27 protein-coding genes are annotated in these 24,147 nt (G+C 59.4%); 19 read left to right on the top strand and 8 right to left on the bottom strand.

From position 1 onward, the window contains the following. Nucleotides 1-7: 7 nt before the first annotated feature. From A8B82_RS03060 to recO, 8 genes are all read left to right on the top strand, one after another. Nucleotides 8-664, top strand: coding sequence for a DUF2062 domain-containing protein (locus A8B82_RS03060; RefSeq protein WP_067288044.1), 657 nt, complete (start codon nucleotides 8-10; stop codon nucleotides 662-664). A gap of 226 nt (nucleotides 665-890) precedes the next feature. Beyond that, entirely contained in the window at nucleotides 891-1,640 is a 750-nt protein-coding gene (locus A8B82_RS03055; protein WP_067288042.1) for a pyridoxine 5'-phosphate synthase, read from the top strand. Between the two features lie 36 nt (nucleotides 1,641-1,676). Beyond that, nucleotides 1,677-2,090 carry a holo-ACP synthase gene (gene acpS / locus A8B82_RS03050; RefSeq protein WP_067288041.1) on the top strand — a complete coding sequence of 138 codons (414 nt, stop codon included), beginning with the start codon at nucleotides 1,677-1,679 and terminating at the stop codon, nucleotides 2,088-2,090. 116 nt (nucleotides 2,091-2,206) lie between these two features. After that, nucleotides 2,207-3,043, top strand: a complete 837-nt coding sequence (gene lepB, locus A8B82_RS03045; RefSeq protein WP_067288039.1) for a signal peptidase I — start codon at nucleotides 2,207-2,209, stop codon at nucleotides 3,041-3,043. Then, the gene (gene rnc, locus A8B82_RS03040) at nucleotides 3,040-3,726 is read left to right on the top strand and encodes a ribonuclease III (protein ID WP_067288038.1); all 687 of its coding nucleotides are present in this window, start codon (nucleotides 3,040-3,042) and stop codon (nucleotides 3,724-3,726) included. Before lepB ends, rnc begins: the two co-directional genes overlap by 4 nt. Next, nucleotides 3,723-4,631 (top strand): GTPase Era, encoded by a 909-nt coding sequence (era, locus tag A8B82_RS03035; protein WP_067288036.1) that lies wholly within the window; start codon nucleotides 3,723-3,725, stop codon nucleotides 4,629-4,631. The genes rnc and era overlap by 4 nt, the downstream gene beginning before the upstream one ends. A 60-nt stretch (nucleotides 4,632-4,691) precedes the next feature. Then, nucleotides 4,692-5,021, top strand: a complete 330-nt coding sequence (locus A8B82_RS03030; protein ID WP_067288644.1) for a DUF1491 family protein — start codon at nucleotides 4,692-4,694, stop codon at nucleotides 5,019-5,021. Beyond that, entirely contained in the window at nucleotides 5,021-5,746 is a 726-nt protein-coding gene (recO, locus tag A8B82_RS03025) for a DNA repair protein RecO (protein WP_067288034.1), read from the top strand. The genes A8B82_RS03030 and recO overlap by 1 nt, the downstream gene beginning before the upstream one ends. Here the strand turns inward: recO and A8B82_RS03020 are convergent. Then, on the bottom strand, nucleotides 5,730-6,125 hold the full coding sequence (locus A8B82_RS03020; RefSeq protein WP_235604608.1) for an META domain-containing protein: 396 nt from the start codon (nucleotides 6,123-6,125) through the stop codon (nucleotides 5,730-5,732). The two genes, recO and A8B82_RS03020, sit on opposite strands and share 17 nt — an antisense overlap. Next, a complete protein-coding gene (locus tag A8B82_RS03015; RefSeq protein WP_067288032.1) occupies nucleotides 6,122-6,649 on the bottom strand; it encodes a TetR/AcrR family transcriptional regulator in 528 nt (175 codons plus the stop codon). The genes A8B82_RS03020 and A8B82_RS03015 overlap by 4 nt, the downstream gene beginning before the upstream one ends. 121 nt (nucleotides 6,650-6,770) lie before the next feature. Between A8B82_RS03015 and A8B82_RS03010 the strand changes: the two genes are divergently transcribed. Next, nucleotides 6,771-7,985 (top strand): MFS transporter, encoded by a 1,215-nt coding sequence (locus tag A8B82_RS03010; protein WP_067288031.1) that lies wholly within the window; start codon nucleotides 6,771-6,773, stop codon nucleotides 7,983-7,985. Between the two features lie 98 nt (nucleotides 7,986-8,083). On the opposite strand, the gene A8B82_RS03005 is transcribed toward A8B82_RS03010, so the two are convergent. Together A8B82_RS03005 and A8B82_RS03000 are read right to left on the bottom strand one after the other, a co-directional pair. Beyond that, the gene (locus A8B82_RS03005) at nucleotides 8,084-9,772 is read right to left on the bottom strand and encodes an acyl-CoA dehydrogenase family protein (protein WP_067288029.1); all 1,689 of its coding nucleotides are present in this window, start codon (nucleotides 9,770-9,772) and stop codon (nucleotides 8,084-8,086) included. Between the two features lie 340 nt (nucleotides 9,773-10,112). Then, nucleotides 10,113-10,472 carry a helix-turn-helix domain-containing protein gene (locus tag A8B82_RS03000; RefSeq protein ID WP_067288641.1) on the bottom strand — a complete coding sequence of 120 codons (360 nt, stop codon included), beginning with the start codon at nucleotides 10,470-10,472 and terminating at the stop codon, nucleotides 10,113-10,115. 126 nt (nucleotides 10,473-10,598) lie between these two features. Here A8B82_RS03000 and A8B82_RS02995 point away from each other — a divergent pair, with 126 nt between their 5' ends. After that, nucleotides 10,599-11,561 carry a helix-turn-helix domain-containing protein gene (locus A8B82_RS02995; RefSeq protein WP_201120732.1) on the top strand — a complete coding sequence of 321 codons (963 nt, stop codon included), beginning with the start codon at nucleotides 10,599-10,601 and terminating at the stop codon, nucleotides 11,559-11,561. A gap of 101 nt (nucleotides 11,562-11,662) precedes the next feature. Further along, a complete protein-coding gene (locus tag A8B82_RS02990; RefSeq protein ID WP_067288027.1) occupies nucleotides 11,663-12,370 on the top strand; it encodes a hypothetical protein in 708 nt (235 codons plus the stop codon). 174 nt (nucleotides 12,371-12,544) lie between these two features. On the opposite strand, the gene A8B82_RS02985 is transcribed toward A8B82_RS02990, so the two are convergent. Further along, complete coding sequence (locus A8B82_RS02985; RefSeq protein ID WP_067288026.1) at nucleotides 12,545-14,143, bottom strand: phosphoenolpyruvate carboxykinase; 1,599 nt, start codon at nucleotides 14,141-14,143, stop codon at nucleotides 12,545-12,547. A 385-nt stretch (nucleotides 14,144-14,528) separates the two neighbouring features. Here A8B82_RS02985 and A8B82_RS02980 point away from each other — a divergent pair, with 385 nt between their 5' ends. From A8B82_RS02980 to A8B82_RS02950, 7 genes are read left to right on the top strand one after another with little or no spacing between them, the layout of a single operon-like run. Then, nucleotides 14,529-15,230: a response regulator transcription factor gene (locus A8B82_RS02980; protein WP_067288024.1), complete on the top strand. Its 702-nt coding sequence runs from the start codon at nucleotides 14,529-14,531 to the stop codon at nucleotides 15,228-15,230. Between the two features lie 42 nt (nucleotides 15,231-15,272). Then, complete coding sequence (locus A8B82_RS02975) at nucleotides 15,273-16,946, top strand: sensor histidine kinase (RefSeq protein ID WP_201120731.1); 1,674 nt, start codon at nucleotides 15,273-15,275, stop codon at nucleotides 16,944-16,946. After that, nucleotides 16,922-17,374, top strand: a complete 453-nt coding sequence (locus A8B82_RS02970; protein ID WP_328586491.1) for an HPr kinase/phosphorylase — start codon at nucleotides 16,922-16,924, stop codon at nucleotides 17,372-17,374. Before A8B82_RS02975 ends, A8B82_RS02970 begins: the two co-directional genes overlap by 25 nt. Beyond that, nucleotides 17,371-18,288, top strand: a complete 918-nt coding sequence (rapZ, locus tag A8B82_RS02965; protein ID WP_067288021.1) for an RNase adapter RapZ — start codon at nucleotides 17,371-17,373, stop codon at nucleotides 18,286-18,288. Before A8B82_RS02970 ends, rapZ begins: the two co-directional genes overlap by 4 nt. After that, entirely contained in the window at nucleotides 18,285-18,677 is a 393-nt protein-coding gene (locus A8B82_RS02960; protein WP_067288019.1) for a PTS sugar transporter subunit IIA, read from the top strand. Before rapZ ends, A8B82_RS02960 begins: the two co-directional genes overlap by 4 nt. Nucleotides 18,678-18,694: 17 nt before the next feature. Continuing rightward, nucleotides 18,695-18,964, top strand: a complete 270-nt coding sequence (locus tag A8B82_RS02955) for an HPr family phosphocarrier protein (RefSeq protein ID WP_067288018.1) — start codon at nucleotides 18,695-18,697, stop codon at nucleotides 18,962-18,964. Nucleotides 18,965-19,020: 56 nt separating this feature from the next. After that, nucleotides 19,021-19,896, top strand: a complete 876-nt coding sequence (locus tag A8B82_RS02950; RefSeq protein ID WP_067288017.1) for a lysophospholipid acyltransferase family protein — start codon at nucleotides 19,021-19,023, stop codon at nucleotides 19,894-19,896. Between the two features lie 509 nt (nucleotides 19,897-20,405). Here the strand turns inward: A8B82_RS02950 and A8B82_RS02945 are convergent. Beyond that, nucleotides 20,406-21,281 (bottom strand): 3-hydroxybutyryl-CoA dehydrogenase, encoded by an 876-nt coding sequence (locus A8B82_RS02945; protein WP_067288015.1) that lies wholly within the window; start codon nucleotides 21,279-21,281, stop codon nucleotides 20,406-20,408. A 158-nt stretch (nucleotides 21,282-21,439) separates the two neighbouring features. Between A8B82_RS02945 and A8B82_RS02940 the strand changes: the two genes are divergently transcribed. Beyond that, nucleotides 21,440-22,288 carry a DUF6473 family protein gene (locus A8B82_RS02940; protein WP_067288013.1) on the top strand — a complete coding sequence of 283 codons (849 nt, stop codon included), beginning with the start codon at nucleotides 21,440-21,442 and terminating at the stop codon, nucleotides 22,286-22,288. Nucleotides 22,289-22,337: 49 nt separating this feature from the next. Here the strand turns inward: A8B82_RS02940 and A8B82_RS02935 are convergent, their stop codons facing one another. Both A8B82_RS02935 and A8B82_RS02930 read right to left on the bottom strand, forming a co-directional pair. Then, on the bottom strand, nucleotides 22,338-23,264 hold the full coding sequence (locus tag A8B82_RS02935; protein WP_067288012.1) for an electron transfer flavoprotein subunit alpha/FixB family protein: 927 nt from the start codon (nucleotides 23,262-23,264) through the stop codon (nucleotides 22,338-22,340). Then, complete coding sequence (locus tag A8B82_RS02930; RefSeq protein ID WP_067288010.1) at nucleotides 23,264-24,022, bottom strand: electron transfer flavoprotein subunit beta/FixA family protein; 759 nt, start codon at nucleotides 24,020-24,022, stop codon at nucleotides 23,264-23,266. Before A8B82_RS02930 ends, A8B82_RS02935 begins: the two co-directional genes overlap by 1 nt. Nucleotides 24,023-24,147: the final 125 nt, after the last annotated feature.

The following is a 24,147-nucleotide window of genomic DNA, read 5'->3' as shown; positions in this document are numbered from 1 at the left end:
ACTGGATTTGATTTTCAAACGCCGTGATCCGAAGCCCACATTGCGCGCGATGGCCGAATTCCTTTGGCCTCGCGGTGGATGGACGCGCGCGTTTCACTACGTCAAGCACCGCATGAAACGGCTGCCGGACAGTCCGGAACGTATCGCCCGCGGAATTTGGGCGGGCGTCTTTACGGCTTTCACACCGTTCTATGGCCTGCATTTCCTGATCGCCGCGCTGCTGGCAAAACTGATGAAGGGCAATGTGCTGGCCGCCCTGATGGGTACGTTCTTTGGCAATCCGCTGACCTATGTCCCGATCGGTGTGATGGCACTGCAAACCGGGCATTTCGTTCTGGGATCACATTTGCCCGAAGGCGACCATCGGTCCTTTGGCGGCAAGTTCGCGGATGCCGGGGCAGATCTTTGGTGGAACCTGCGGGCAATGTTCACGGATACCAACATGGATTGGTCGGGCATCGTGGTGTTTGTCCAACAGATTTTCTATCCCTACCTGATCGGGGGCATCCTGCCCGGCATTTTCTTTGCGACCCTGTCCTATTACCTCATGGTTCCGCTGCTGCGCGCCTATCAGAAACGGCGCAAGGGGATGATCAAGGCAAAGTTCGAAGCGCTGAAGCAAAAAACGGCACTTAAGGCTGACGCAAAGCGCAAAATGGATTAGGGCCTGTGGACGTTCATCTTCGACCACCCGCGCGAGACGAATTTTGCCGCTGCCATCCCGGAGGGGTTTCGCCAAAATTGCCCATTTCTGCACTAAGAGAGCTTGAAATAGCGGGCTATTCCTGCGCTCTCTTGCCTGGAACTGAGAAATTTTGGACTGAAACGGGTGGTGGAAGATGAACGTCCACGGGCCCTGGCGTGCAGGCGGATAAATGAGGGGGCTGGAAATGGCCGAACAACAAAAGCTCAGACTGGGCGTGAATATCGACCATGTGGCGACCGTCCGGAACGCCAGGGGGGGCCAATACCCCGATCCGCTGCGCGCGGCAAAGATTGCTGAAAAGGCAGGTGCCGACGGCATTACCGCGCATCTTCGCGAAGACCGGCGCCACATCTCTGATGTTGATATCGAAGGGCTGATGGATGTGCTGTCGGTGCCGCTGAACTTTGAGATGGCAGCGACCGACGAGATGCAGAAAATTGCCCTGCGCCACCTGCCACACGCGGTTTGCATCGTGCCCGAAAAACGCGAGGAACGCACCACCGAAGGTGGCCTTGAAGTGGCGCGCGAGGAAAACAAGCTGGCCCATTTCATTGCTCCGCTGCGGGATGCGGGGTGCCGGGTATCCATTTTTATCGCCGCCGACCAACGCCAGATCGAGGCTGCCAGCCGGATCGGTGCGGAAGTGATCGAACTGCATACTGGCGCCTATTGCGATGCCTATGCAGAGGGGCGGTTCAAGGAGGCGCAGGAGGAATTGCGCCGCTTGCAAGAGATGGCGACCATGGCGCATGGCATGGGGCTGGAAGTGCATGCCGGTCACGGGCTGACCTATGACACGGTGTCGCCTGTTGCCGCCTTTCCCGAAGTGCGCGAGCTCAACATCGGCCACTTCCTGATCGGGGAAGCGATTTTCCTGGGGCTGGAGCCTGCGATCACGGAAATGCGCCGCCTGATGGATGAAGCACGGTCATGAACACAGTGGCATGACCCCAGTGCGAAAGGTTAATTGATGATCCTGGGCATCGGCACTGATCTGGCCAATATCGAACGCATTCAGGGCACGCTTGACCGGTTTGGCGACAGGTTCAGGGACCGGGTCTTTACCGAAGTCGAGCAACGCAAGGCCGAGCGCCGCAAGGATGTCGCGGGAACCTACGCCAAGCGCTGGGCCGCGAAGGAGGCTTGCTCCAAGGCGCTTGGCACAGGCCTGCGCATGGGGATCAGCTGGCGCGACATGGCCGTCAGCAACCTTGCAACCGGCCAGCCGGTGATGTCAGTGACCGGCTGGGCCGCGGAACGATTGCGCGATATGACACCGCCGGGGCATGAATCCATCATCCATGTCACCCTGACAGATGATCACCCCTGGGCGCAGGCCTTTGTCGTGATCGAGGCGCGCCCGGTCATCGGATCAGCCGGGTGATCCGGCAGCGAATGCGCGAAACAGGCCTCAGGGGGCAGGGCCCGCGCGCCTTCCCTTGACAGTAGCGTCGTGCCTGCGCATGTAGCCCCAAGTCCGAGCATAAAGGAAAGCGCCGAATGGCCGAGAAGGAAAAGACAGGCAATGCCTTTGTCGAAACCGTCAAAACAATTGTCTATGCACTGCTGATTGCAGGCGTGTTCCGCACATTGTTCTTTCAACCGTTCTGGATTCCGTCCGGGTCGATGAAGGAAACGCTGCTGATCGGCGATTTTCTTTTCGTGAACAAGATGGCCTATGGCTATTCCTATGCCTCCTGTCCCAGCCTGATGTTGCCCCGTTTTGGCATCGAGGTGGATGCCAAGGACATCTGCGGAGTCTTTGACGGCGAAAACACCCGCCTGTTTGGCAGCGAGCCCGAGCGCGGTGATGTGGTCGTCTTTCGCCACCCGGTTTCGGGCCGCGACTACATCAAGCGGTTGATCGGGCTTCCTGGTGACACGGTTCAGGTCAAGGCGGGCGTGTTGCAGATCAACGGCGAAGCCGTGGCGCTGAAAGACGCAGGTGTCTTTGAGGAAGAGATGACGGCCCAGGGCCCTCAGGGATTGCGCCCCAGATGCGAGAATGGACCGGTCGGAGAGGGTGGCACCTGCCAGAAGAGCCGCAAGATCGAGACGCTGCCGAACGGTGTATCCCATGCGATCCTGAATATCGGTGATCAGCAGTCGGACCACACTGGCGTGTATACCGTGCCCGAAGGGAATTATTTCTTCATGGGCGACAACCGCGACAACTCTGCCGACAGCCGCCTGGCACAGCAGGCGGGTGGCGTTGGGTTCGTGCCCTTCGAAAACCTGATCGGCCGGGCTGATCGTATCATGTTCAGTTCCGCCGGCCGGTCGATGCTGTTTTTCTGGACCTGGCGCGGCGACCGGTTCTTCAAAGCGGTGAAATGAAACTGAGCGGGGACCTCAAGGCCTTTGAAGAGCGCATCGGCCACCGGTTCGCCGATCCTGCCCTGCTGGTCCGTGCGGTGACCCATGCCTCGATGTCTTCGGCCAACCGGGACGACAACCAGCGGCTGGAGTTCCTGGGGGACCGGGTGCTGGGGTTGGTTATGGCGGAGGCGCTGTTGGCGCTGGATACCGGCGCGACGGAGGGACAATTGGCCCCCCGTTTCAATGCCTTGGTTCGCAAGGAAACCTGTGCGGATGTGGCGCGCGAGATTGATCTGGGCAAGGTTCTGAAGCTGGGTCGGTCCGAAATGATTTCAGGCGGGCGGCGCAAGCTGGCGCTTTTGGGCGACGGGATCGAGGCGGTGATTGCCGCCGTCTATCTTGATGGTGGATTTGACGTGGCAAAGGAGCTGGTGTTGCGGCTTTGGGGCGCGCGGATCGACACCGTCGAGGACGATGCCCGCGATGCCAAGACAGCCTTGCAGGAATGGGCGCAAGCGCGCAAGCTGGCACCACCTCAATATGTCCAGACCGCCCGCAGCGGTCCGGACCACGCCCCGGTCTTTACCATCGAGGCGCGGTTGGAAAACGGCAAAAAGGCACGGGCGACTGCCCCGTCGAAACGCGCGGCCGAACAGGAAGCTGCAAGCACGCTGCTCAGGCAGCTGGAGAACAACACATGACCACCCGTGCCGGATTTGTTGCCCTGATCGGAGAGCCCAACGCGGGTAAATCCACCCTGCTCAACCGCATGGTTGGGGCGAAAGTCTCGATCGTGACCCATAAGGTGCAGACGACCCGTGCCCGAATCCGGGGCGTGGCGATGGAAGGGGAGGCCCAGATCGTCTTTGTGGATACGCCGGGGCTGTTCCAGCCGCGCCGCCGGCTGGACCGTGCGATGGTGGCCGCCGCATGGGGCGGGGCCGCGGATGCCGATGTGGTTGTCCTGCTTGTCGAGGCCCATCGCGGTGTCACCGAAGGGGTTGAACGCATTCTTGAGGGGCTGGTCGATATCGGACAAGGCCGCAAGGTTGCCTTGGCGATCAACAAGATCGACCGGGTGGAGGCGCCGGTCCTGCTGGGTCTCAGCAAGGACCTGAACGCCCGGTACGAATTCGCGGAGACTTTCATGATTTCCGCCGAGCGCGGACATGGCGTGGACGCCCTGCGGCAGTGGCTTGCGGGGGAGGTTCCGGAGGGTCCGTGGCTTTATCCGGAGGATCAGATCGCGGACCTGCCGTTGCGCATGATCGCCGCAGAGATGACCCGCGAGAAACTGACCCTGCGGCTGCACCAGGAATTGCCTTACCAACTGACGGTCGAGACGGAGAACTGGGAAGAGCGTAAAGATGGCTCCGCCCGGATTGATCAGCTGATTTATGTCATTCGCGATGGCCACAAGGGCATCGTTCTTGGCAACAAGGGCGAGACCATCAAACAGGTCAGCAAGGCCGCGCGGGAAGAGCTGGAGGAGTTTCTGGGCAGGCGCATTCACCTGTTCCTGCAGGTCAAGGTTCGGGCGAACTGGCTGGACGAGGCGGAGCGCTATACCGAAATGGGTCTGGATTTCAAAGATGGCAACGGGTGAACCCGGCCGCGATGTTGCGCCGGAAGAGTGTATTTTTGGAACAATGAAGCGGGGGATGGCGTGCCCCGTCTGACCGCACGATTCTGGGTCGACGCCTATCTGGCGCGGTTGCGGCTGAGCGATATCCCTGCCTTTGTGGTGGCGCATGGGGATGATACTGGCGGCGCGGTATTGGTCAAACTGGCAACGCTGGATGGCAATGCGGTGTTGTTCCAGCGGTCGTTCGACCTGATGACCGGGGACCGTCGCTGGGTCGAATTGAGCAGCGGTGTAGAACGTGAGGTCGATGACATCGTGGCGCGGCAGCGGGGTTTTGACCCCGATCTATGGGTGATAGAGGTCGAGGACCGTCAGGGGCGGCACCTGCTGGATCAGGACGGGCTGACCTGATGGAATGGCGCGGTCAGGGCATATTGCTTGGGGTGCGCCGCCACGGGGAAACATCCGCAATCATCGAAATGTTCACCGCGGCGCAGGGGCGTCATCTGGGGGTAGTGCGTGGCGGGACCAGTCGCAAGATTGCGCCGCACCTGCAGCCGGGTGCGCAGCTTGACGTGGCCTGGCGGGCGCGGCTGGAAGACCACATCGGGGCCTTTACCGTCGAGCCGCTGCGCAGTCGGGCTGCACTGGTGATGTCGGACCGGCTGGCACTGGCCGGGTTGAACGCGGTCACAGCGATCCTGTCCTTTTGCCTGCCGGAGCGTGAGGCGCATCCCGGCCTCTATCGTCGGACGGAAAGGCTGCTTGATCTGCTTGGGCAGAACGAAGTTTGGCCGCTGGCCTATCTTCAGTGGGAATTGGGGCTGCTCGAAGAGATGGGATATGGGCTTGACCTGTCGTCCTGCGCGGTGACGGGGACCACCGAGAAACTGTTGTATGTTTCGCCCAAATCCGGGCGGGCGGTGTCGGCGAAAGGCGCAGGCGATTGGGCCGACCGGCTGTTGCCGTTGCCGGATGTGCTGCGCGGGCAGGGTGAGGCGGAGGACGCCGAGATCGCCAGTGCCTTTCGCACCACGGGGTATTTCCTGGAGGCACATCTGGCACGGGATCTGGGGGACAAGCCCCTGCCCGAAGCGCGCGCGCGTTTCGTCGAAGCCTTCAGTCGTCGGCTTTGAACGTCAGCAGCACACCGCTGTCGTCCGACAGGGTCAGCGTGTTGCCCAGCACCTCTGACAGGGTGGCGGCCTCCAGCAAGGTAAAATAGGCGCTTTCGGCGGCAAGGTCCGGGCAGGCCCGGCGCGTTGCGATGACGGGGCCAGCATCGAACCATGGGTAGGGCACGGTATTGGTTGTCGAAAAGCTGTTGCAGGGCCCCTGACCTGTGACCACGCCCTGTTCAGGGAAAGTGAGGGTGGCTGTCGCCGTAAAGGGTGCGTCCTGCAATTCGACCAGACGCCACTCCTTGTCGGCGGCACCATGGGCGCGCAGGGTTTCGTCGCTGTCGCAGGCCGCGAGGGCAAGCAGCGCCACAAGGGGAAAGTATCGCATCATCATTCGAGCGCCAGTACTGTATCGACAAGGATTTCAAAGGCCGCCGCAGAAGTATCGCCACCGGATGCGGTGACCTGCGGCAGGCCGATCAGGGCCGCCAGCAGCGCGCGGGCAAAGTCTGGGTTGCCCAGGCCGAGCTGGCGCAGCAGATCTTCCAGATGGGACAGCCTTTCCGCATCAATCCGGGCGAGGGCGCGGGCCACGTCGGGCAGGCTTTGTGCCCAGACGCGCAGGGATGGCTCGGTGAGATCGGCCAGCATCCCAAGGCCAAAGTCGCGCAGCCTGCGGTCGGCGGGGCCGTCCTGCTGTCGCATATCGGCCAACTGGGTGAGGGCATCGGTCTGCCAGCGTGCCAGCAATTCCGCGTGATAGGCGGGCACATCCTTGAAATGCCAGTAGAACGACCCCTTGGTGGTTCCCAGCCTGCGTGCCAGGGGTTCGGCGGCAAGCGCCTGCGGGCCTGCCTGCCTCAGGGCGTCAAACCCTGCTGCGATCCACCTGTCCGAATTGAGCCGCGTTGTATTCATGCGCCAGTGGATAGGGCCGGGCCGTAGCCAAGGCAAGCCGTCACCGGAAGCAATGTTTCCGACACGCGAATTGTCGCGTAATGCTGCGACGGGGCGGATGCCATGTGATCAAGAAACAGGCATGATCAGTCCCCGCGCGCCATTGCCGCTTACCCATCTGCACCTTCCACAGGTTCGCGATTTTGCCGTTCTTGCAGGGTTGGAGGCAGGCGTGCGCGGCATGCTGATGTCTGTGATGCCACTGGTGATTTACCGTGCCTACCCTGATGCCAGCCTGGTCAGCTGGATCTATCTTGCCGTTGGGATCGTGTCGTTGCTGTTCGGGCTGATGGTGCCATCGCTGGCGGCGCGCTTGTCGCGACGGTGGATGTATACGGCAGGAACCGTGTTCTATCTGCTGGGTGTTGCCTTGGCCTTGACCCAGATCCCGATATTGAGCGCGCTGGCGCTGGGTGTGCTCAGCCTCGGCACGGTTACCTGCGCGGTTTGTCTGAACGCCTATGTGCTTGATTATGTGGCGCGTACCAACCTGGCGCGGTCTGAATCGATGCGTCTGCTGTTCAGCGGGCCGAGTTGGGTTGTAGGGCCGATCACCGGCGTCTGGTTGCTGAACTGGTGGGCGCCTGCACCCTTCATTGTCGCAGGGCTGTTTGCACTGGTGCAGATGGCGATGTTCTGGCGGCTGCGGATGGGCAACGGCAAACAGATCACCCGCGCGCGATCACAGGCGCCGCAGCCGCTGGCCTACCTCGGGCGTTTCGTACATCAACCCCGGCTTGTGGCAGGCTGGCTGTTTGCGGTGATCCGATCCTGCGGCTGGTGGGTCTATGTCGTTTATCTGCCGATCTTTTGCGTTGAAAACGGGCTGGGCAACGCGGTGGGGGCGGCGGCGCTGTCGGCCTCGAACATGACGTTGTTTGCGGCTCCGCTGCTGATGGTGGTGGTGCGCCGGGTGGGCGTGCGCAACGCCGTCAGCGGGGCCTTTGCCCTGGGCGGTGCATTCTTCATCGGCGGCTGGATGTTGACGGCGTCGCCCTGGATGGTGGTGGCGAGCCTGTATCTTGCATCAGTCCTGCTGATCATGCTGGACGTCTGCGGATCGCTGCCGTTCCTGATGGCGGTGAAACCGTCGGAGCGGACGGAAATGTCGGCAGTCTATTCCAGCTATCGCGATGCCTCGGGCATTGTGACCCCTGCCGTGGCCGGTCTGGTGCTGCTGAGCATGCCGATCGCAGGCCTGTTTGCGGTCTGTGGCGGCGGCATGTTGTGGGCGGCTTGGCTGGCGCGGGGGTTGCACCCGCGCCTGGGAGAGGCAAGGCCGAGGTTTTCTGCCTAGAGCACCGTCCAGTTTACCTGATTCAATCGGGTACTCTATCCCTTTGATATTGCGCGATGTCCGAGTCGGAAATCGTTGCCGATTTCCTCGCCATCGCTCTAGCCCAACAGCCGCCGCGCGATGACCTGCGCCTGAATTTCGGCGGCACCTTCAAAGATGTTCAGGATGCGTGCGTCACACAAGACGCGGCTGATCTTGTATTCCAGCGCAAAGCCGTTGCCGCCGTGGATCTGCAACCCGTTGTCGGCGGCGGCCCAGGCGACCCGTGCGCCCAACAGCTTGGCCATCCCGGCTTCCACGTCGCAGCGGCGCCCCTCGTCCTTTTCAAAGGCCGAGAAATACGTGAGTTGCCGCGCGATCATGATCTCGACCGCCATCATGGCCAGTTTGGATGCCACGCGCGGGAAGTTGATCAACGCCTTGCCGAATTGTTTGCGGTCCTGCGCGTATTGCATCGAGATATCCATCGCCGATTGCGCAACGCCGATGGCGCGGGCCGCTGTCTGGATACGCGCGGATTCAAAGGTCTCCATCAACTGTTTGAAGCCCTTGCCCTCTTCGCCGCCCAGCAGGTTTTCCCCTTTGACGTGGAAGCCGTCAAAGCCCAGCTCGTATTCCTTCATGCCGCGGTAGCCCAAAACCTCAATCTCGCCGCCGGTCATGCCCTCGGTGGGGAAGGGGTTGGCGTCATCGCCGGGGGTCTTTTCGGCCAGGAACATCGACAGGCCGCGATAGTCTGTGGTGTCCGGGTCAGTCCGGGCGAGCAAGGTCATCACATGGGTGCGGGCGGCATGTGTGATCCAGGTCTTGTTGCCGGTGATCTTGTAGTCATCGCCGTCCTTGACAGCGCGCGTGCGCAGGCTGCCGAGGTCGGAACCCGTGTTCGGTTCGGTAAATACCGCTGTGGGCAGCGTTTCGGCAGAGGCGATGCGGGGCAGCCATTTCTCTTTCTGCGCGTCGGTTCCCCCCGCGATGATCAGTTCCGCCGCGATCTCCGACCGGGTGCCAAGGGAGCCGACACCGATATATCCGCGCGAAAGTTCTTCCGAGACCACGCACATCGAGGCCTTGGACAGGCCGAAGCCGCCGTATTCCTCGGGGATGGTCAGGCCAAAGACACCCATTTCGGCCAGTTCGGTGATCACCTCCATCGGGATCAGCTCGTCCTTGAGGTGCCAGTCGTGTGCAAATGGTTCGACCTTTTCCACCGCATAGCGGCGGAATTGCTCGCGAATCATCTCAAGTTCTTCGTCGAGGCCCGTGGCCCCCATGGTGATGTTTGCAGATTGCTCCTGCATGAGGTCGACAAGACGAATCCGTGCGGCCTGCGTGTTGCCGCCCTGGGTCAGCGTCACGATCGCGGGTTCCATCAGGCCCCGCATATCGTTCTGGGACAGGCCGAGGTCCTGCAAGCGCAGAATCTCGCCCTGGTTCATCTGAATGCCGCCGTAGATCTGCCAGAGATATTCGCCAAAGGCGATCTGGTGGATCAGCTGCTCGATCTCGCCGAATTTGCCGTTCGATTCCAGCGCTTGGGCCCATTTCTGCATCTGACGGAGGGATTGGGCATAGGTGGCAAGCCACGCAAGGCCATGGGCAGCGGTCTGATGCTGCTCGATCAGACTGGCCGAGACCCGGCCATCGGTGCTGACCATTGCGCGGACGCTGTCCTTGGCCTTTTCAAGGATGCTGTCGACCGGGCCAACCGATGCTGCGGTAAGTTCCAGCAGGTTATCAAGTATCACAGGTGCGTTCAGTGTCGTCAGGTCCTGACCATCATGTGCCATGTCTATCATCCCTTTTCTGCTGGCTAGCCACTTAGCCTCTTCGCAGTCGCAGCACAACAAAGATACGTTTCGCTGCGGCAATTTGTTCTAAAATTGCGCAGCCAGTGATATTGACCTGCATGGCAACATGCAAAGACTGGGCTGACACGCAGGTGCCCTATCTTTGGCCGTCATGGCAGCCAAATCAATGCTGAGACAGGATTTCGCCGACGGGCCGTCGCCCTGCTGTTTTCAGAGCGACAGGGCGTCGAAACAACGGGCGATTGGTAAAGAGTGATGCCCAAATGGGCTTATCATGTAGTGAAATACCGCGACGGCAGCAGGGAGACCTGCAACCATCTTACCCTTGACGTGCGACAGTGACGCCGGAAATGTCTTCGATAAACGTGACGATCCGCGTTTTTACAGCATCGTCCTTGATAGATGCCAGGGCGGAGACAATTTCCATGCTCGGGTCGGCATTGGGGGCTGTGTTGGCATTGTCGTGCAGCCCGTCAAAGAAGTAGGACGGCGGAACATCAAGGATTTGCGCCAATTCGAAAAGACGGCTGGCGGCAACCCGGTTTGAACCGATCTCATACTTCTGAATTTGCTGAAACGACAGGTGGAGCTTTCGCGCTACATCTGTCTGCGAAAGGCGGCGCAGCGTGCGAATTTGCTTAAGTTTTTTTCCGACGTGGGCGTCTACTGGATGGGGCATGACTTGGAACCTCTGGTTGAACATACACTTTAATCGCGAGTTTCCCCATTCCATTCAATTGCGTAGATTCTGTTATTTTCTGTTCACGAATGTGATGGGGATGGGTGATAATTGTTGCATTAATGGGTGATTGGTTTACGATTTTTGTTGATGAATAAACCTATGATCAAAATTGACGCAACGCTGAGCGATATCGAAAGCGCCCCGCCCGCGCTGCTTTTCGAGATGATACGGTCGTTCGTCACGCTTGCCCGGACCCTGAACCTGAGCCATGCGGTTAAGGAATTGGGCAGTACCAGGCAGACATTGCGCCGACACATTGCATCACTTGAGGCAGAGCTGGGCGCGCCATTGTTTATCGTGGATGACCGGCGTTACCAGCTGAGCGAGAAAGGCGAGGCAAGCCTTGCTGGCGCAAAAGATATCCTCGCGCGGGGTAAGACATGGCTGCGTGGCGCGTCGTCGTCGCACGGGAACCTCCAGTCTCTGCAGGCGCATGTCGGCGACTGGGATTTCTATCAGGAGCAGAAGCCAATCGGTTTGATATGGGAGGACTCGTCCCTCCTGTTGCGTGAGACCTTTCGTGCCTGGTCCATGTCCTGCGGTCAGATCGAGAGCAAGAGCCTGGCCCATGTCCGGCCCTATCTTCTCGTATACCGCGAATCAGGCACAGAGTGGCTTTGTGTCGAATTTGGCGAGCGCTCGGCCTATGTGGGGTGGTTCGGGCTGGATTATGCCCGTTCGAGCATCGGCAGACCCATTGCCCTACTACCTGCGGGCGAAGAATTTGGGCACATGCTCAATCAGGCATTCCACGATGTGCAGGCTACACAGCTTGCCCGACTGGACCACGTCTTTACCCGCATGCCCCGGCCAGACGGTGCAGGCTGGGACCCAATCGCATATCAACGCCTTATGATGGCAGGGTTTTTCCCTGACGGATCGCCAGCGGTCATGACCCTTGTTGTGCCGACTCCGGAGGTCCTGATTCGCAACCTGGAGCCTGAAAAACTGGCCGGATTGGTGGATATTGGGATGCAGGAATTCGACAAAAATGAGGCAAAATTCGAGGAGATTTCCATGACTTGAGCGAGTTTCTGCCTTAATTTTGACAAATTCGATTCAATTTACGGGTGTTTTTCTACTTCTTGGCGTAACCTGAGGTCAGGCGGCTAAGGAGACCAAGAGTCATGACTGTTCAATTTCCAAGCAATGCAGCGCCCTTCATTGCGACAAGCGGAAATATTCTGGGGGCCAACAAGATAGAGATCACGGTCGGCAGCGACTTTGAAATCTATAGAACCGTAGTTGAAGAAGAGCGTCCAGCGCAAAAGCTTGGCGATCCATTCAACCCTGAATACCATGATCTCAGGAAAGAAACCGGTTTCTGGCTGATCGGTCGCAACCAATTTGGCGATCTCATCCATACCCAGGCGTTCAAGACAATCAGTCTTCAGGATGTGGCGCTCAGCACCTACCTGATGCGGAATTATCAGAAATTCCCGCCGCCTATTCCCGGTGTCGATCTGGGGCGGTCGCGGTATCGGGCGTCACCCGGCGCGCACCGTATCAACGGTGATGCTGTTTACCATGGTGAGGTCTGGATGGCCCCGGACGAAGGACAGTACCGTGGCACCGGCCTGTCCAGTGTGCTGACGCGCGCGGGCATCCTCGAAGCGGTCAATCGCTGGGACCCGGACTGGATATTCGGCTTCATGTTGCGTGCCGTGGCATTCAAAGGGTTCTCCGAGCGCGTGGGCTATATGCATACCGAGCCCGGTGCGCTGAAATGGGCTGTCCATGGCCGGGAACAGCTGTTGGAGGCCTTCATGGTTTATCTCAGCCGCGAGGATGCCCGCTTTATGCTGGATATCCCGGTCGAAGAACTGGTGGCCTGAACCAGACAGACGCGCCATCGGCAAGCCATGGTCCTTGCATGAACCGTCGGTGCCGAAACAAAAACGCCCTCGCAGCTGCTGCGAGGGCGATTTTTTTGGTCATTCGCTTTATATTCCCGACGTTGGTTCCGCGTCGCCCAAGGGCCGGGCTGATACGAAACCAGGGCGCGGAACTTAACCGATGGCGGCTGCTTTTACGTCGTCATCAATATGCGCCATATACTGGCCGAAGTTTTCCGAGAACATCGTTACAAGCTTGACCGCCTGACGGTCATAGCTCTCCGGGTTGTCCCAGGTGCGACGCGGGTCCAGCAGGATGTCAGGCACACCGTCAACCGATACCGGGACCTCAAACCCAAAGTTGGGGTCCTTGCGATACTTCACGTCTGCAAGCGCACCTTCCAGTGCGGCCGTCAGGAGGTTCCGGGTGGCCTTGATCGGCATCCGGCTGCCGGTGCCATAGGCTCCGCCGGTCCAGCCGGTGTTCACCAGCCAGCAGGTCGCGCCGTGCTGGGCGATTTTCTCGCGCAGCAGGTTGCCATAGACTTCGGGGCGTCGCGGCATGAAAGGCGCGCCGAAGCAGGTGGAGAACGTGGGCTCCGGCTCGGTCACGCCACGTTCTGTGCCGGCGACCTTGGAGGTGAAGCCGGACAGGAAGTGGTACATCGCCTGTGCGGGGGTCAGCCGTGCGATGGGAGGCAGGACCCCAAAGGCATCGCAGGTCAGCATGATGATGTTTTTCGGATGGCCGCCCAGGGCCTTCTTGCTGGCATTGGATATATAGTGCAGCGGATAGGCGCAGCGCATGTTGGCTGTCAGGCTGTCGTCCTCGAAGTCCAGTTCCTTGGTCTCTTTGTCAAAGACCATGTTTTCGATCACTGTGCCGAACTTGGTTGTGGTGGCGTAAATTTCCGGTTCCGCCTCGGCAGACAGGTTGATTGTCTTGGCATAGCAGCCCCCTTCGAAGTTGAAGGTGCCGTTGTCTGACCAGCCGTGCTCGTCATCGCCGATCAGTGTGCGCTGGGGATCGGCTGACAGTGTCGTCTTGCCGGTGCCGGACAGGCCAAAGAAAACAGCGGTGTCCACCGGGTTGCCTGTCGCGTGATTGGCCGAACAATGCATCGGCATGATGTTCTTTTCCGGCAGCAGATAGTTCAGCAGGGTAAAGACCGATTTCTTGTTCTCGCCGGCGTATTCGGTGCCGCCGATCAGGATGAGCTTGCGGTCAAAGTTCATTGCGATCACGGTTTCGGAGCGGCAATTGTGTTTCTTTGGGTCCGCCTGGAAAGTCGGGCAGTTGATCACCGTGAAATCAGCGGTGAAATGGTCAAGGTCTGCGCGGTCCGGACGCCGCAGCATGGTGCGTATGAACAGGCCATGCCACGCCAGTTCGGTCACCATTCGGACGTTGATCGCATGGCGGGGATCGGCACCGCCGACCAGATCCTGAACAAAGTAGTCCTTGCCCTGCATATGGGCGATCATGTCGTCATAAAGCGCATCGAACCCTTCTGGCGACATCTTTGCATTGTTTTCCCACCAGATCGTGTCAGCGACACTGTCGGTCATGACTACATGCTTGTCCTTGGGGGACCGGCCCGTGAACTTTCCGGTGGTCACCAGGAACGAGCCGCCGTTGCCAAGCGTGCCTTCACCACGTTTCACGGCGGCCTCGACCAGAGCCGGTTCCATCAGGTTGTAATAGACATTGCCCAGCCCCGCGATCTTTTGATCTTCAAGGCGGAACTGCGGGTTTACCCGTCCAAATGTCATGTATTTTCTCCTGCAGGCGCGCGGAAATTGCGCAAATCAAGGTTGCTCAGGCAGTCTGCCTGCGACCATCTAGGGCCATGCAGCGCCTCTTAACACGAGGTTTCAAGATATGAACAGGCAGGTTTGTCGCAGTTAGCGCCATCATGGCAAACTTTGGCGGAAAGGGGGGTGAAAGAGGCTCCGACCAAGCGATGTCCGGGACGCGCAGCACGGCTGATGTCCATGAAAAAGTGCGGCAATTTAGCCATTCCTAACCAAATTGTGGCCGAATTATGGGTGGAAGCACGGTGATTCGTAGTTAGAGATTGATTCGATGGCCACATTCGGGGTTCTATAAATCAAAAATCAAAAACGAATATTGAGCAGCATAAGAAGGAAGCGGGCAATGTCTAAAATTGCATTGGTTGACGACGACAGGAACATCCTGACGTCCGTCTCGATGACTCTGGAAGCCGAAGGTTTCGAGGTGGAAACCTATAATGACGGGCAGGCGGCACTTGACGCCTTTAACAAGAAACTGCCGGATATGGCGGTGCTCGACATCAAGATGCCACGCATGGACGGCATGGACCTGCTGCAGCGGCTGCGGCAGAAAACCGCAATGCCGGTCATTTTCCTCACCTCCAAGGATGATGAGATCGACGAGGTTCTCGGCCTTCGTATGGGCGCGGACGACTACGTCAAGAAACCCTTTTCGCAACGCCTTCTGGTGGAGCGCATTCGCGCCCTCCTGCGCCGTCAGGATGCGGTAGAGACCGGCGAGGTCGGCGATACCGAAGAGACAAAAGTGATGGAGCGCGGCGACCTGCGCATGGACCCCCTGCGGCACGCGGTCAGCTGGAAGGGCAAGGATGTGTCCCTGACCGTGACCGAATTCCTGCTGTTGCAGGCACTGGCCCAACGCCCCGGTTTCGTGAAATCCCGCGATCAGCTGATGGATGTGGCCTATGACGATCAGGTCTATGTCGATGACCGGACCATCGACAGCCATATCAAGCGCCTGCGCAAGAAGATGCGGACCGCCGACGATGAATTCTCGGCGATTGAGACGCTTTATGGGATCGGCTACAGATATAACGAAGAATAGAGCAGGCCCTTGGCAATTGCCGAAAGGAACTTTGTGCGCGACATGAGCACACCTTCAAGGGATGGCGATATTGTTCTGGGCGACGACTGGATCGCACCGGACAACGACGCACCGGACGAAATGCGCGCCCGCCGGGAACGGCGCAGCCTGCTTTCATTGCGCTCGTCGCCGCTGACCCGCAAGATCATCACATTCAACCTGATTGCGTTGAATGTGCTGGTCGCGGGCATCCTCTATCTGAATTCATCCAGGGACAGCCTGGCGGTTCAGCGTGCGTCGGCGCTTGTTTCTGAAAGCGAACTGATCGCGGATGTATTCGAAGCGCAATTGCCCAGCAACGCACCTGTGAACCTCGCAACGGGCGATGGTGTGGATGTCGCTGCCACGCTGTCCGCGCTCGACCTGCGCAGCGGCGTCGAGGTCTATGTATATGACACCGCCGAGACGCTGATTTCCCAGACCGAAGGCGGGAAGGGCGGCCCGGCGGAAGACCCTGAGCGAACGCTGCTGACAGATGGCCTGAACTGGTTGTGGGGCAAGTTGTCGGCCCCTTTCGGTGGCCCGGATGATGCTGAAGTTCCCATTGAGGACAGGTTGAAATCAATGATCCCCGGTGCAGCTGCAGGCGGCACCCAGATCGAGAACAACTTTGACGCTGACGGTGGTACTTTGTTCACGGTGATGACGCCGATCCTGCAAAACGGTCAGGCCGTCGGCTTTGTCGCGATCGCTTCGGCAGCAGGGGAGATTGACCGCCTGGTCCGGGGCGAACGCGAGCGTGTGTTGCAGATGTTCGTCATCGCCACGCTGGTGTCCATCGGGTTGAGCCTTGTTCTGGCATCGACCATTGCCAACCCTCTCGCGGACCTGTCCGCAGCGGCGGAGCTGGGACGTGACAAAAACGCCCGCAAAGTAAACCCCGGACGGATCCGCATTCCGGACCTGACAGCGCGACCTGATGAGATCGGCCGCCTTTCCGGGGCGCTGCGCGGCATGGTTTCGGCGCTTTACAACCGGATCGACAGCAACGAACAATTCGCCGCTGACGTGGCACATGAAATCAAGAACCCGCTGGCCTCTTTGCGGTCTGCCGTTGGGACGCTGCGGATGGTCAAACGTGACGATCAGCGCGAAAAACTGCTGGATGTGATCGACCACGATGTGCGGCGCCTGGACCGCCTGGTCAGCGACATTTCCAATGCCTCCCGGCTGGATTCGGAGCTGGTCAAGGAAGAGGAAGAACAGTTCAACCTGCTCAAGATGATCGGAAACCTCAGCGAATTCCTAGGCGAGGAAGCCAAGGGCAAGGGGATCGACTTTATCACCGATCTGCCCCCTGACCCGATCCTTGTGCACGGGCTGGAGGCGCGGCTGGCGCAGGTGTTTGTCAACCTGATCACCAATGCGATTTCGTTCTGCGAAGACGGCGATGCAATCCGGGTCTGGGCACGGAAACGGGAGAACCGGGTTCTGGTGGTGGTCGAAGATACGGGCCCCGGAATCCCTGAACAGGCGCTTTCCAAGATCTTTACCCGGTTCTATTCGCAACGCCCCGAAGAGCATTTTGGCAATAACTCGGGCCTCGGGCTGGCGATTTCCAAGCAGATCGTCGAAGCGCACGGCGGTGTAATCTGGGCCGAGAATATTCGCCCGACAGAGGCTGATATCACCTCTGATCCGCTGGGTGCGCGATTTGTTGTAGGTTTGCCGACCTGAGCGGAGAAACCGATATCCTGCATGCCAGCACGGTCCGGATCGCAGAGCGGGGCGTGTTGATCATCGGGCCTTCGGGGGCTGGAAAATCCGCCTTGGCACTGCAATTGATTGCGCTTGGCGCGACGCTGGTTGCCGATGACAGGACGCGGGTTTCCCGGCACGGTGACGATGTGATCGCGGATGTGCCCGAGAGCATCGCAGGGCTGATCGAAGCCCGTGGCCTGGGCATCCTGCGGGTGCCGCATGTCGGCCCGACGCCACTGGCGCTGGTGGTCGATTTGTCCCAGGCAGAGCAGGATCGGTTGCCACCGCCCCGCTCGCATCGGGTTCTGGGATTGGATATTCCCTGCCTGCACCGGGTCGATGGCCCGCATTTCGCCTCTGCCATCTTGCTTTATCTGCGGTGCAGCATAAGTTCTGAGCAATGAACGATAGTGATTCAGCCGGGTCTGCCGACCGCCGCGCCACGCGTCCGCATATCGTGCTGGTCACGGGGCAAGCTGGTGCGGGGCGATCGACCGCGCTGAATGTGCTGGAGGACGCGGGCTTCGAGGCGATAGACAACCTGCCTTTGCGCCTGATGCCTGCCTTGCTGGCCGCGCCCGCGCGGGCAAGTCCCATGGCGCTGGGCATTGATCCGCGCAACAGGGATTTTTCACTGGATGCGATGATGGACCTGCTGCGCCAGCTGGCCGCAGCCCCTGATCTGACGTCAGAGCTGCTCTATCTCGATTGTTCGACCGAAGTGCTTTTGCAGCGCTTTTCCGAAACCCGCCGCCGGCATCCGCTGGCCCCGGTGGACCAGCCTGAGGAAGGCATACGCCGCGAGCGCGATCTGCTGGCCCCGATCCGTAACCGCGCGGATGTGCTGATTGATACGACGTCCTACAGTGTGCATCGCCTGCGTGAGGATATCGAAAAGTGGTTTGTCCCTGGCGGCAAGCACCACCTTGCGGTTTCGGTGCAGTCCTTCTCGTACAAGCGCGGCGTGCCACGCGGGGTCGATATTGTCTATGACTGCCGTTTCCTGCGGAATCCTCATTATGAAAAGGCGCTCAAGGCGCTGAACGGGACGAACGCCGCCGTTGCCGATTATGTCAAGCAGGACGCCCGGTTCGATACATTTGCGCAGAAGGTACTTGAACTGAGTGTTTACCTGCTGCCCGCCTACCGCGAAGAGGGAAAATCCCATATCGCCATCGCCTTTGGCTGCACGGGCGGGCAACACCGTTCTGTGACCATGGCCGAAGATCACGCTTTGCGTCTTGCAGAGGCGGGGTGGCCGGTGTCAATAAGGCATCGCGAACTGGATCGCCAACGAATAGCAGAGGCACCATCTTGATCGGCATCGTGATTGTAGCGCATGGAGGATTGGCACAGGAATACCTGTCGGCGATCGAGCATGTCGTTGGGTCACAAAACGGCGTGCGTGCCATTGCCATCCACGTCGATCATGACCGCGATGCCAAACAGGAAGAGATTTGCGATGCGGCCGACGAGGTCGACCAGGGCGCCGGTGTGGTTGTCGTGACCGATCTGTTCGGCGGCTCGCCCTCCAACCTGTCGTTGCTCGCCTGCAAGCAGGCCAATCGGCGGATCATCTATGGCGCGAACTTGCCCATGTTGATCAAGCTGGCCAAATCCCGCCAGATGGATGTACCGGATGCCGTGCGCGCGGCGCTTGAAGCTGGTAAGAAGTACATCGACAGCCAGAATGTGAGCGCGCAGTAGAAAGCCCAATTCCTGAAATGACAGATATTTCCCTCAAGATTGTTAACGTAAAGGGGCTTCATGCACGTGCCTCCGCAAAGCTGGTGGAAGTTGTTGAAGCATTCGACGCCCGCGCCGAAGTCAGCAAGGACGGGATGTCCGCGTCTGGTGACAGCATCATGGGTCTTTTGATGTTGGCTGCATCCCGTGGTACCACTATTGACATCCAGACCTCCGGCCCCGATGCAGATGCATTGGCCGAGGCGCTGACCGCATTGGTTGCGGATAAGTTCGGGGAAGGCTACTGACACCGCTGATGCGCGTATGACAAAGGTGATGTTGCTTGGTGGATGAGTCACAACCATTGATAAATCGGAACACGAGCGCGAAAAGCGCCCGTGCAGAAACCGTTTCGTTCAACAAGTATGACCGGCGCAGCCTTTCCTATGCGTCGACCTTCGACGATCCCTGGAAGTCCCGCTTTATCAGCGTGATGGAGATGTTTACCGGTAAACTCTCTATCCTGCGCATGATCCGCCAGTTCGAAAAACGCGGTGCCCCGTCGGGGCAGGCATTCTGGCGCGCGGCCCTTGATACGATGCGGATCGACTTGACAACGCCTCAGGAACAATTGGACCGCATCCCGGCGAAAGGTCCTGTTGTGGTGGTGGCGAACCATCCCCATGGCATGGTCGACGGCATGATCTTTGCCGATCTGATCGGGCGGGTCCGCTCCGACTACCGCATCCTGACACGGTCGCTGCTGACGTCGATCGACGAGGTGGCAGGCAGCTTCATGATACCGGTGCCATTCCCGCATGACCCTGACGCGCAGCGCAAGGGGGTCGAAATGCGGGCCAAGGCGATGGCCCATCTCAAGGATGGTGGCGTTGTGGCGCTGTTCCCATCCGGCGTCGTTGCCTCGTCCGAGACCTGGTGGGGCCCGGCGGTCGAGGCGGAATGGAACGTATTCACGGCCAAGATGATCCGCCGTTCCGGTGCTGCTGTCGTCCCGATGAAGTTTCCCGGCCAGAACAGCCGCGCCTATCAGATTGCCAACCAGATCAGCCCGATGCTGCGTCAGGGCCTTTTGCTGCACGAGATCGTCCACTCCTGCAACAAGCCACAGGGGCCTATCGTCGGCCATCCGATTGATCAGGCTGAAATCGACAGATATGCCGATGATCCGCGTGGATTCATGGCTTGGCTGCGGGCGCATACGCTGGCCCTGACGGGCTGATCAGGCCATTGTGGCCGCAGATCTACGGTGCCCCGCCTTCACCCTGAGGCAGATTACATTGCCAGTAGCCCGAGCGCGCGCAACGCGTCGGCCTCGCACCGGAGTTTTCAAAAACTCCGGGCCAAACTTTTCGAAAAGTTTGGTCGGGCAAACCGCGACCGCGTGGTTGCGGGGGGTGGACTGCAAGGCTTCCGGGCCAAAAACGCCCCGCCTCCAACCTCACGCACATCACATCGCCAATCTCCCGAGAGCGCAGCGCGGCAGGGTATGAGTGTTTCAATTTTGACGCGAAGTGCCATGGCGGCTCCGGTCTTTTGCCTGCCCCATCCTCGGACACCGTGCAAATGAAGACATGTCATATTTGACATGTCTTCATTCGAGGATCAGAGGAGAGAGCATTCCCCGTCAGAGCAACGCGCCCAGAAGTGGGAATCGGTTGTGAGGCCTTCGGACAAGTAAAATCAACGGGTTGGGGCGCGTCCCGTGACTGTAAAAGAACCCGACGCGCTCTAGCGGGTCGGCACAGGCTCATCGCCGCGATAATCGTAGAAACCCCGCTGGGTCTTGCGGCCCAGCCAGCCCGCTTCGACATATTTCGTCAGCAGCGGGCAGGGCCGGTATTTCGTATCCGCCAGCCCGTCATGCAACACGTTCATGATTGCAAGGCAGGTGTCCAGACCGATGAAATCGGCCAGTTCCAGCGGCCCCATCGGATGGTTGGCCCCCAGTTTCATCGAACTGTCGATGGATTTCACCGACCCAACACCTTCATAAAGCGTATAGACCGCTTCGTTGATCATTGGCATCAGGATCCGGTTGACGATGAAGGCCGGAAAATCCTCTGCCGAAGCCGCGGTCTTGTTCAGCTTTTCCACAACGTCGGCGCAGGCCTTGAATGTTTCTTCGTCCGTCGCGATGCCACGGATCAACTCTACCAGTTGCATCACCGGCACAGGGTTCATGAAGTGAAAGCCCATGAACTTTTCCGGCCTGTCCGTGCGGCTGGCCAACCGGGTGATCGAAATCGAAGAGGTGTTCGAGGTCAGGATCGTCTCGGGCTTCAGATGCGGAATCAGATCCTCGAAAATCGCCTGTTTCACGGTTTCGCGTTCTGTCGCGGCCTCGATGATCAGGTCGCTCTTGCCAAGGTCGGTCAAGGTGGTGGTGGTCTGGATACGTGCCATCGCCGCCGCCTTGTCCCCGGCCGAGATCTTCTCGCGGTTGACCTGCCGTTCGAGGTTTCCGTCGATGATCTCAATCGCCGCGCGCAGGGCGTCTTCGGAGACATCCGTGAGTTTGACGTCATAGCCGGCGAGCGCCATCACATGGGCAATCCCATTGCCCATCTGCCCCGCGCCCACGATACCGATTGTCTGGATGTCCATGGCCCGTCCTTTGTCTGAGTTCAGCACACATTAGTGCGCGTGGGGCCGCAGCCGCAAGTGCTGCAACTGTCTAAAAGGTTCGGCAAATTCTTCCATTTACAGAATCGCAAGCCGGTGTGGCGCATGGTGCGGATGGGTGAGTTAAAAGAGGTGGGTTTATGACCTATGACGTGCTGGGGCCGGGTGCCCTTGATTATCAGCCGTGTCGGTATGCCAATTCGAAACTGATGTTCCGGGGGCCGCAACGCAATCTGCAGGAGCCGTACATTGCCTTTCTCGGTGGGACAAAGACATATGGAAGGTTCATTGAGCGACCCTTTCCTGTCTTGGTAGAGGAATGTCTGGGTACGCCCTGCGTGAACTTCGGTCTGCCCAATGCCGGCATTGATGCGTTCACGCTTGATCGGTTTGTCATGGATGCGGCGGCACGGGCGGACGCCGTCGTGTTGCAGATCACCGGAGCCCAGAACATGTCAAACCGATTCTACACGGTCCATCCGCGCCGGAACGATCGGTTCGTGGCACCGTCGACCCTGTTGCAATCAATCTATCCAGAAGTGGATTTTGCGGACTTCCATTTTACCCGGCATTTGCTGGGGCATCTGCAAAAGGTGTCGCCGGACCGGTTTGCGGCAGTGCGCAGGGAGTTGCAGCGCGCCTGGGTTGCACGGATGAAACTGCTGTTGGGGCAGACTTCAAGGAAGTGCATTCTCCTTTGGTTCTCTGACCGTGCGCCTGAGCAGAACGATGGCGACAGCGCGCAGATGTGCGGTGTCGGCCCCTTGTTCGTCACCCGTGCCATGCTGGATCAGGTCGCGCTGGATGCGGCCAGTCTGGTCGAGGTCGTTGCCTCTGCCGCTGCGATACAGAAGGGGACCAAAGGCATGATTTTCAGCCCGTTTGAAGAGATGGCTGCGGCTCAGATGTTGGGCCCTTTTGCGCACGAGGAATGTGCCGCCAGACTGATCGGGGAAATCGCTTCTCTTGATGCAAAAAGGCCCGCCTGAGGCGGGCCTTTGAGCGTTCTGTAACGGCCAGTCAGGCTGGCCGGTCACATCACAGCTTCCCCAACAGTTCCGGCACGGCCTCGAAGAGGTCGGCAACCAGACCGTAATCGGCCACCTGAAAGATCGGGGCTTCCTCGTCCTTGTTGATGGCGACGATGATTTTCGAATCTTTCATGCCCGCAAGGTGCTGAATCGCACCCGAGATGCCGACGGCCACGTAAAGCTCGGGCGCGACCACCTTGCCGGTCTGGCCCACCTGCCAGTCGTTCGGGGCATAGCCGCTGTCCACAGCCGCACGCGATGCGCCAACGGCGGCACCCAGCTTGTCGGCCAGTTGTTCGATCAGCTTGAAGTCTTCCTCCGAGCCGACACCACGGCCACCCGACACAACGACACCCGCCGATGTCAGTTCAGGACGGTCGCTGGCGGCAACCTTGTCCTCGACCCAGGACGACAGGCCCGGATCCGACGCCGCACCCACAGTCTCGACCGAGGCAGAGCCACCGTCGCCTGCCGCATCGAAGGTCGATGTGCGGAAGGTGATGACTTTCTTGGCATCTTTCGACTTCACGGTCTGGACCGCGTTGCCAGCATAGATAGGGCGTTCGAAGGTGTCGCCATCCACAACGCCGGAAGCGTCCGAGATGATCATCACATCCAACAGCGCCGCAACGCGGGGCATCACGTTTTTCGCGTCGGTGGTGGCCGGGGCAACGATGTGTTCATAGTCACCGGCCAGCGACACGATCAGCGCCGCTGTGGATTCCGCCAGACGGTGGCCCAGCGTTGCGTCCTCGGCAACCAGCACCTTGGCCACGCCGTCGATTTTCGCAGCAGCCTCGCCCGCTGACGCGGCAGAACCGCCCGCGCACAGAACGGTTACGTCACCAAGAGACTTGGCAGCGGTCACGGCCTTGGCGGTGGCGTCCATCGCCAGTTCGCCATTGTTGACTTCAGCAAGAAGCAGAACAGCCATTACACAACTCCCTTTTCTTTGAGTTTCGCCACCAATGTGTCGACATCGGGCACGATTTCCCCCGCTGCGCGGGCCTCGGGCTCTTCCGTCTTCAGAATTTCAAGCCGGTTGGCAACTTCCACCCCGTAGTCGGCAGGCGTCTTTTCATCCAGCGGCTTTTTCTTGGCCTTCATGATGTTGGGCAGCGAGGCATAGCGCGGCTCATTCAGGCGCAGATCAACTGTTACCACGGTGGGCATGGTCACCTTGATGGTCTGCAGCCCGCCGTCCACTTCACGCGTCACAACCGCATGGTCGCCGTCAATCGAGACGTCGGACGCAAAGCTGGCCTGCGACCAGCCCAGAAGCGCCGACAGCATCTGGCCAGTGGCGTTCATGTCGTTGTCGATGGCTTGCTTGCCACACAGCACAAGGCCGGGCTGCTCTTCGTCAACGATCGCCTTGAGGATCTTGGCAACGGTCAGCGGTTCGATGTCCTGATGCACGTCGTCGGTCGCAACCACCAGGATCGCCCGGTCCGCGCCCATTGCCAGCGCCGTGCGCAGGGTTTCCTGCGCCTGTTTCACACCGATGGAAACCACGACGATCTCTTCCGCCTGACCTGCTTCTTTCAGGCGGATCGCCTGTTCGACCGAAATCTCGTCAAACGGGTTCATCGACATTTTCACGTTGGCAAGATCAACACCGCTGCCATCCGATTTTACCCGGACTTTCACATTATAGTCGATCACGCGTTTGACAGGCACCAATACCTTCATGTGCGTTCTTCTCCTTGGTTGATGCACACCCATTTAGGGCGGGCGATGGAATTGTCTTGTGCTGGTTTAGCGAAACCTCAAGGCGCGAAACAGGGAAAAATCGGCATAATCCACCGTGAAGACGC

The organism is Sulfitobacter sp. EhC04 (assembly GCF_001650875.1).
GTDB lineage: Bacteria > Pseudomonadota > Alphaproteobacteria > Rhodobacterales > Rhodobacteraceae > Sulfitobacter.
The sequence above is the reverse complement of the archived record's forward strand: the minus strand, read 5'-3'. Positions and strand labels throughout refer to the sequence as shown.

Coding starts and splice junctions, on each gene's coding strand:
- A8B82_RS02985 (WP_067288026.1), bottom strand. CDS start 14,143: ATGACATTTGGACGGGTAAACCCGCAGTTCCGCCTTGAAGATCAAAAG.
- A8B82_RS02935 (WP_067288012.1), bottom strand. CDS start 23,264: ATGGCTGTTCTGCTTCTTGCTGAAGTCAACAATGGCGAACTGGCGATG.
- A8B82_RS03055 (WP_067288042.1), top strand. CDS start 891: ATGGCCGAACAACAAAAGCTCAGACTGGGCGTGAATATCGACCATGTG.
- A8B82_RS03005 (WP_067288029.1), bottom strand. CDS start 9,772: ATGGCACATGATGGTCAGGACCTGACGACACTGAACGCACCTGTGATA.
- A8B82_RS03000 (WP_067288641.1), bottom strand. CDS start 10,472: ATGCCCCATCCAGTAGACGCCCACGTCGGAAAAAAACTTAAGCAAATT.
- acpS (WP_067288041.1), top strand. CDS start 1,677: ATGATCCTGGGCATCGGCACTGATCTGGCCAATATCGAACGCATTCAG.
- rapZ (WP_067288021.1), top strand. CDS start 17,371: ATGAACGATAGTGATTCAGCCGGGTCTGCCGACCGCCGCGCCACGCGT.
- A8B82_RS03015 (WP_067288032.1), bottom strand. CDS start 6,649: ATGAATACAACGCGGCTCAATTCGGACAGGTGGATCGCAGCAGGGTTT.
- A8B82_RS02980 (WP_067288024.1), top strand. CDS start 14,529: ATGTCTAAAATTGCATTGGTTGACGACGACAGGAACATCCTGACGTCC.
- A8B82_RS03020 (WP_235604608.1), bottom strand. CDS start 6,125: ATGATGATGCGATACTTTCCCCTTGTGGCGCTGCTTGCCCTCGCGGCC.
- A8B82_RS02990 (WP_067288027.1), top strand. CDS start 11,663: ATGACTGTTCAATTTCCAAGCAATGCAGCGCCCTTCATTGCGACAAGC.
- A8B82_RS02975 (WP_201120731.1), top strand. CDS start 15,273: ATGAGCACACCTTCAAGGGATGGCGATATTGTTCTGGGCGACGACTGG.
- A8B82_RS02940 (WP_067288013.1), top strand. CDS start 21,440: ATGACCTATGACGTGCTGGGGCCGGGTGCCCTTGATTATCAGCCGTGT.
- A8B82_RS02930 (WP_067288010.1), bottom strand. CDS start 24,022: ATGAAGGTATTGGTGCCTGTCAAACGCGTGATCGACTATAATGTGAAA.
- recO (WP_067288034.1), top strand. CDS start 5,021: ATGGAATGGCGCGGTCAGGGCATATTGCTTGGGGTGCGCCGCCACGGG.
- A8B82_RS02955 (WP_067288018.1), top strand. CDS start 18,695: ATGACAGATATTTCCCTCAAGATTGTTAACGTAAAGGGGCTTCATGCA.
- A8B82_RS02945 (WP_067288015.1), bottom strand. CDS start 21,281: ATGGACATCCAGACAATCGGTATCGTGGGCGCGGGGCAGATGGGCAAT.
- A8B82_RS03010 (WP_067288031.1), top strand. CDS start 6,771: ATGATCAGTCCCCGCGCGCCATTGCCGCTTACCCATCTGCACCTTCCA.
- rnc (WP_067288038.1), top strand. CDS start 3,040: ATGAAACTGAGCGGGGACCTCAAGGCCTTTGAAGAGCGCATCGGCCAC.
- lepB (WP_067288039.1), top strand. CDS start 2,207: ATGGCCGAGAAGGAAAAGACAGGCAATGCCTTTGTCGAAACCGTCAAA.
- era (WP_067288036.1), top strand. CDS start 3,723: ATGACCACCCGTGCCGGATTTGTTGCCCTGATCGGAGAGCCCAACGCG.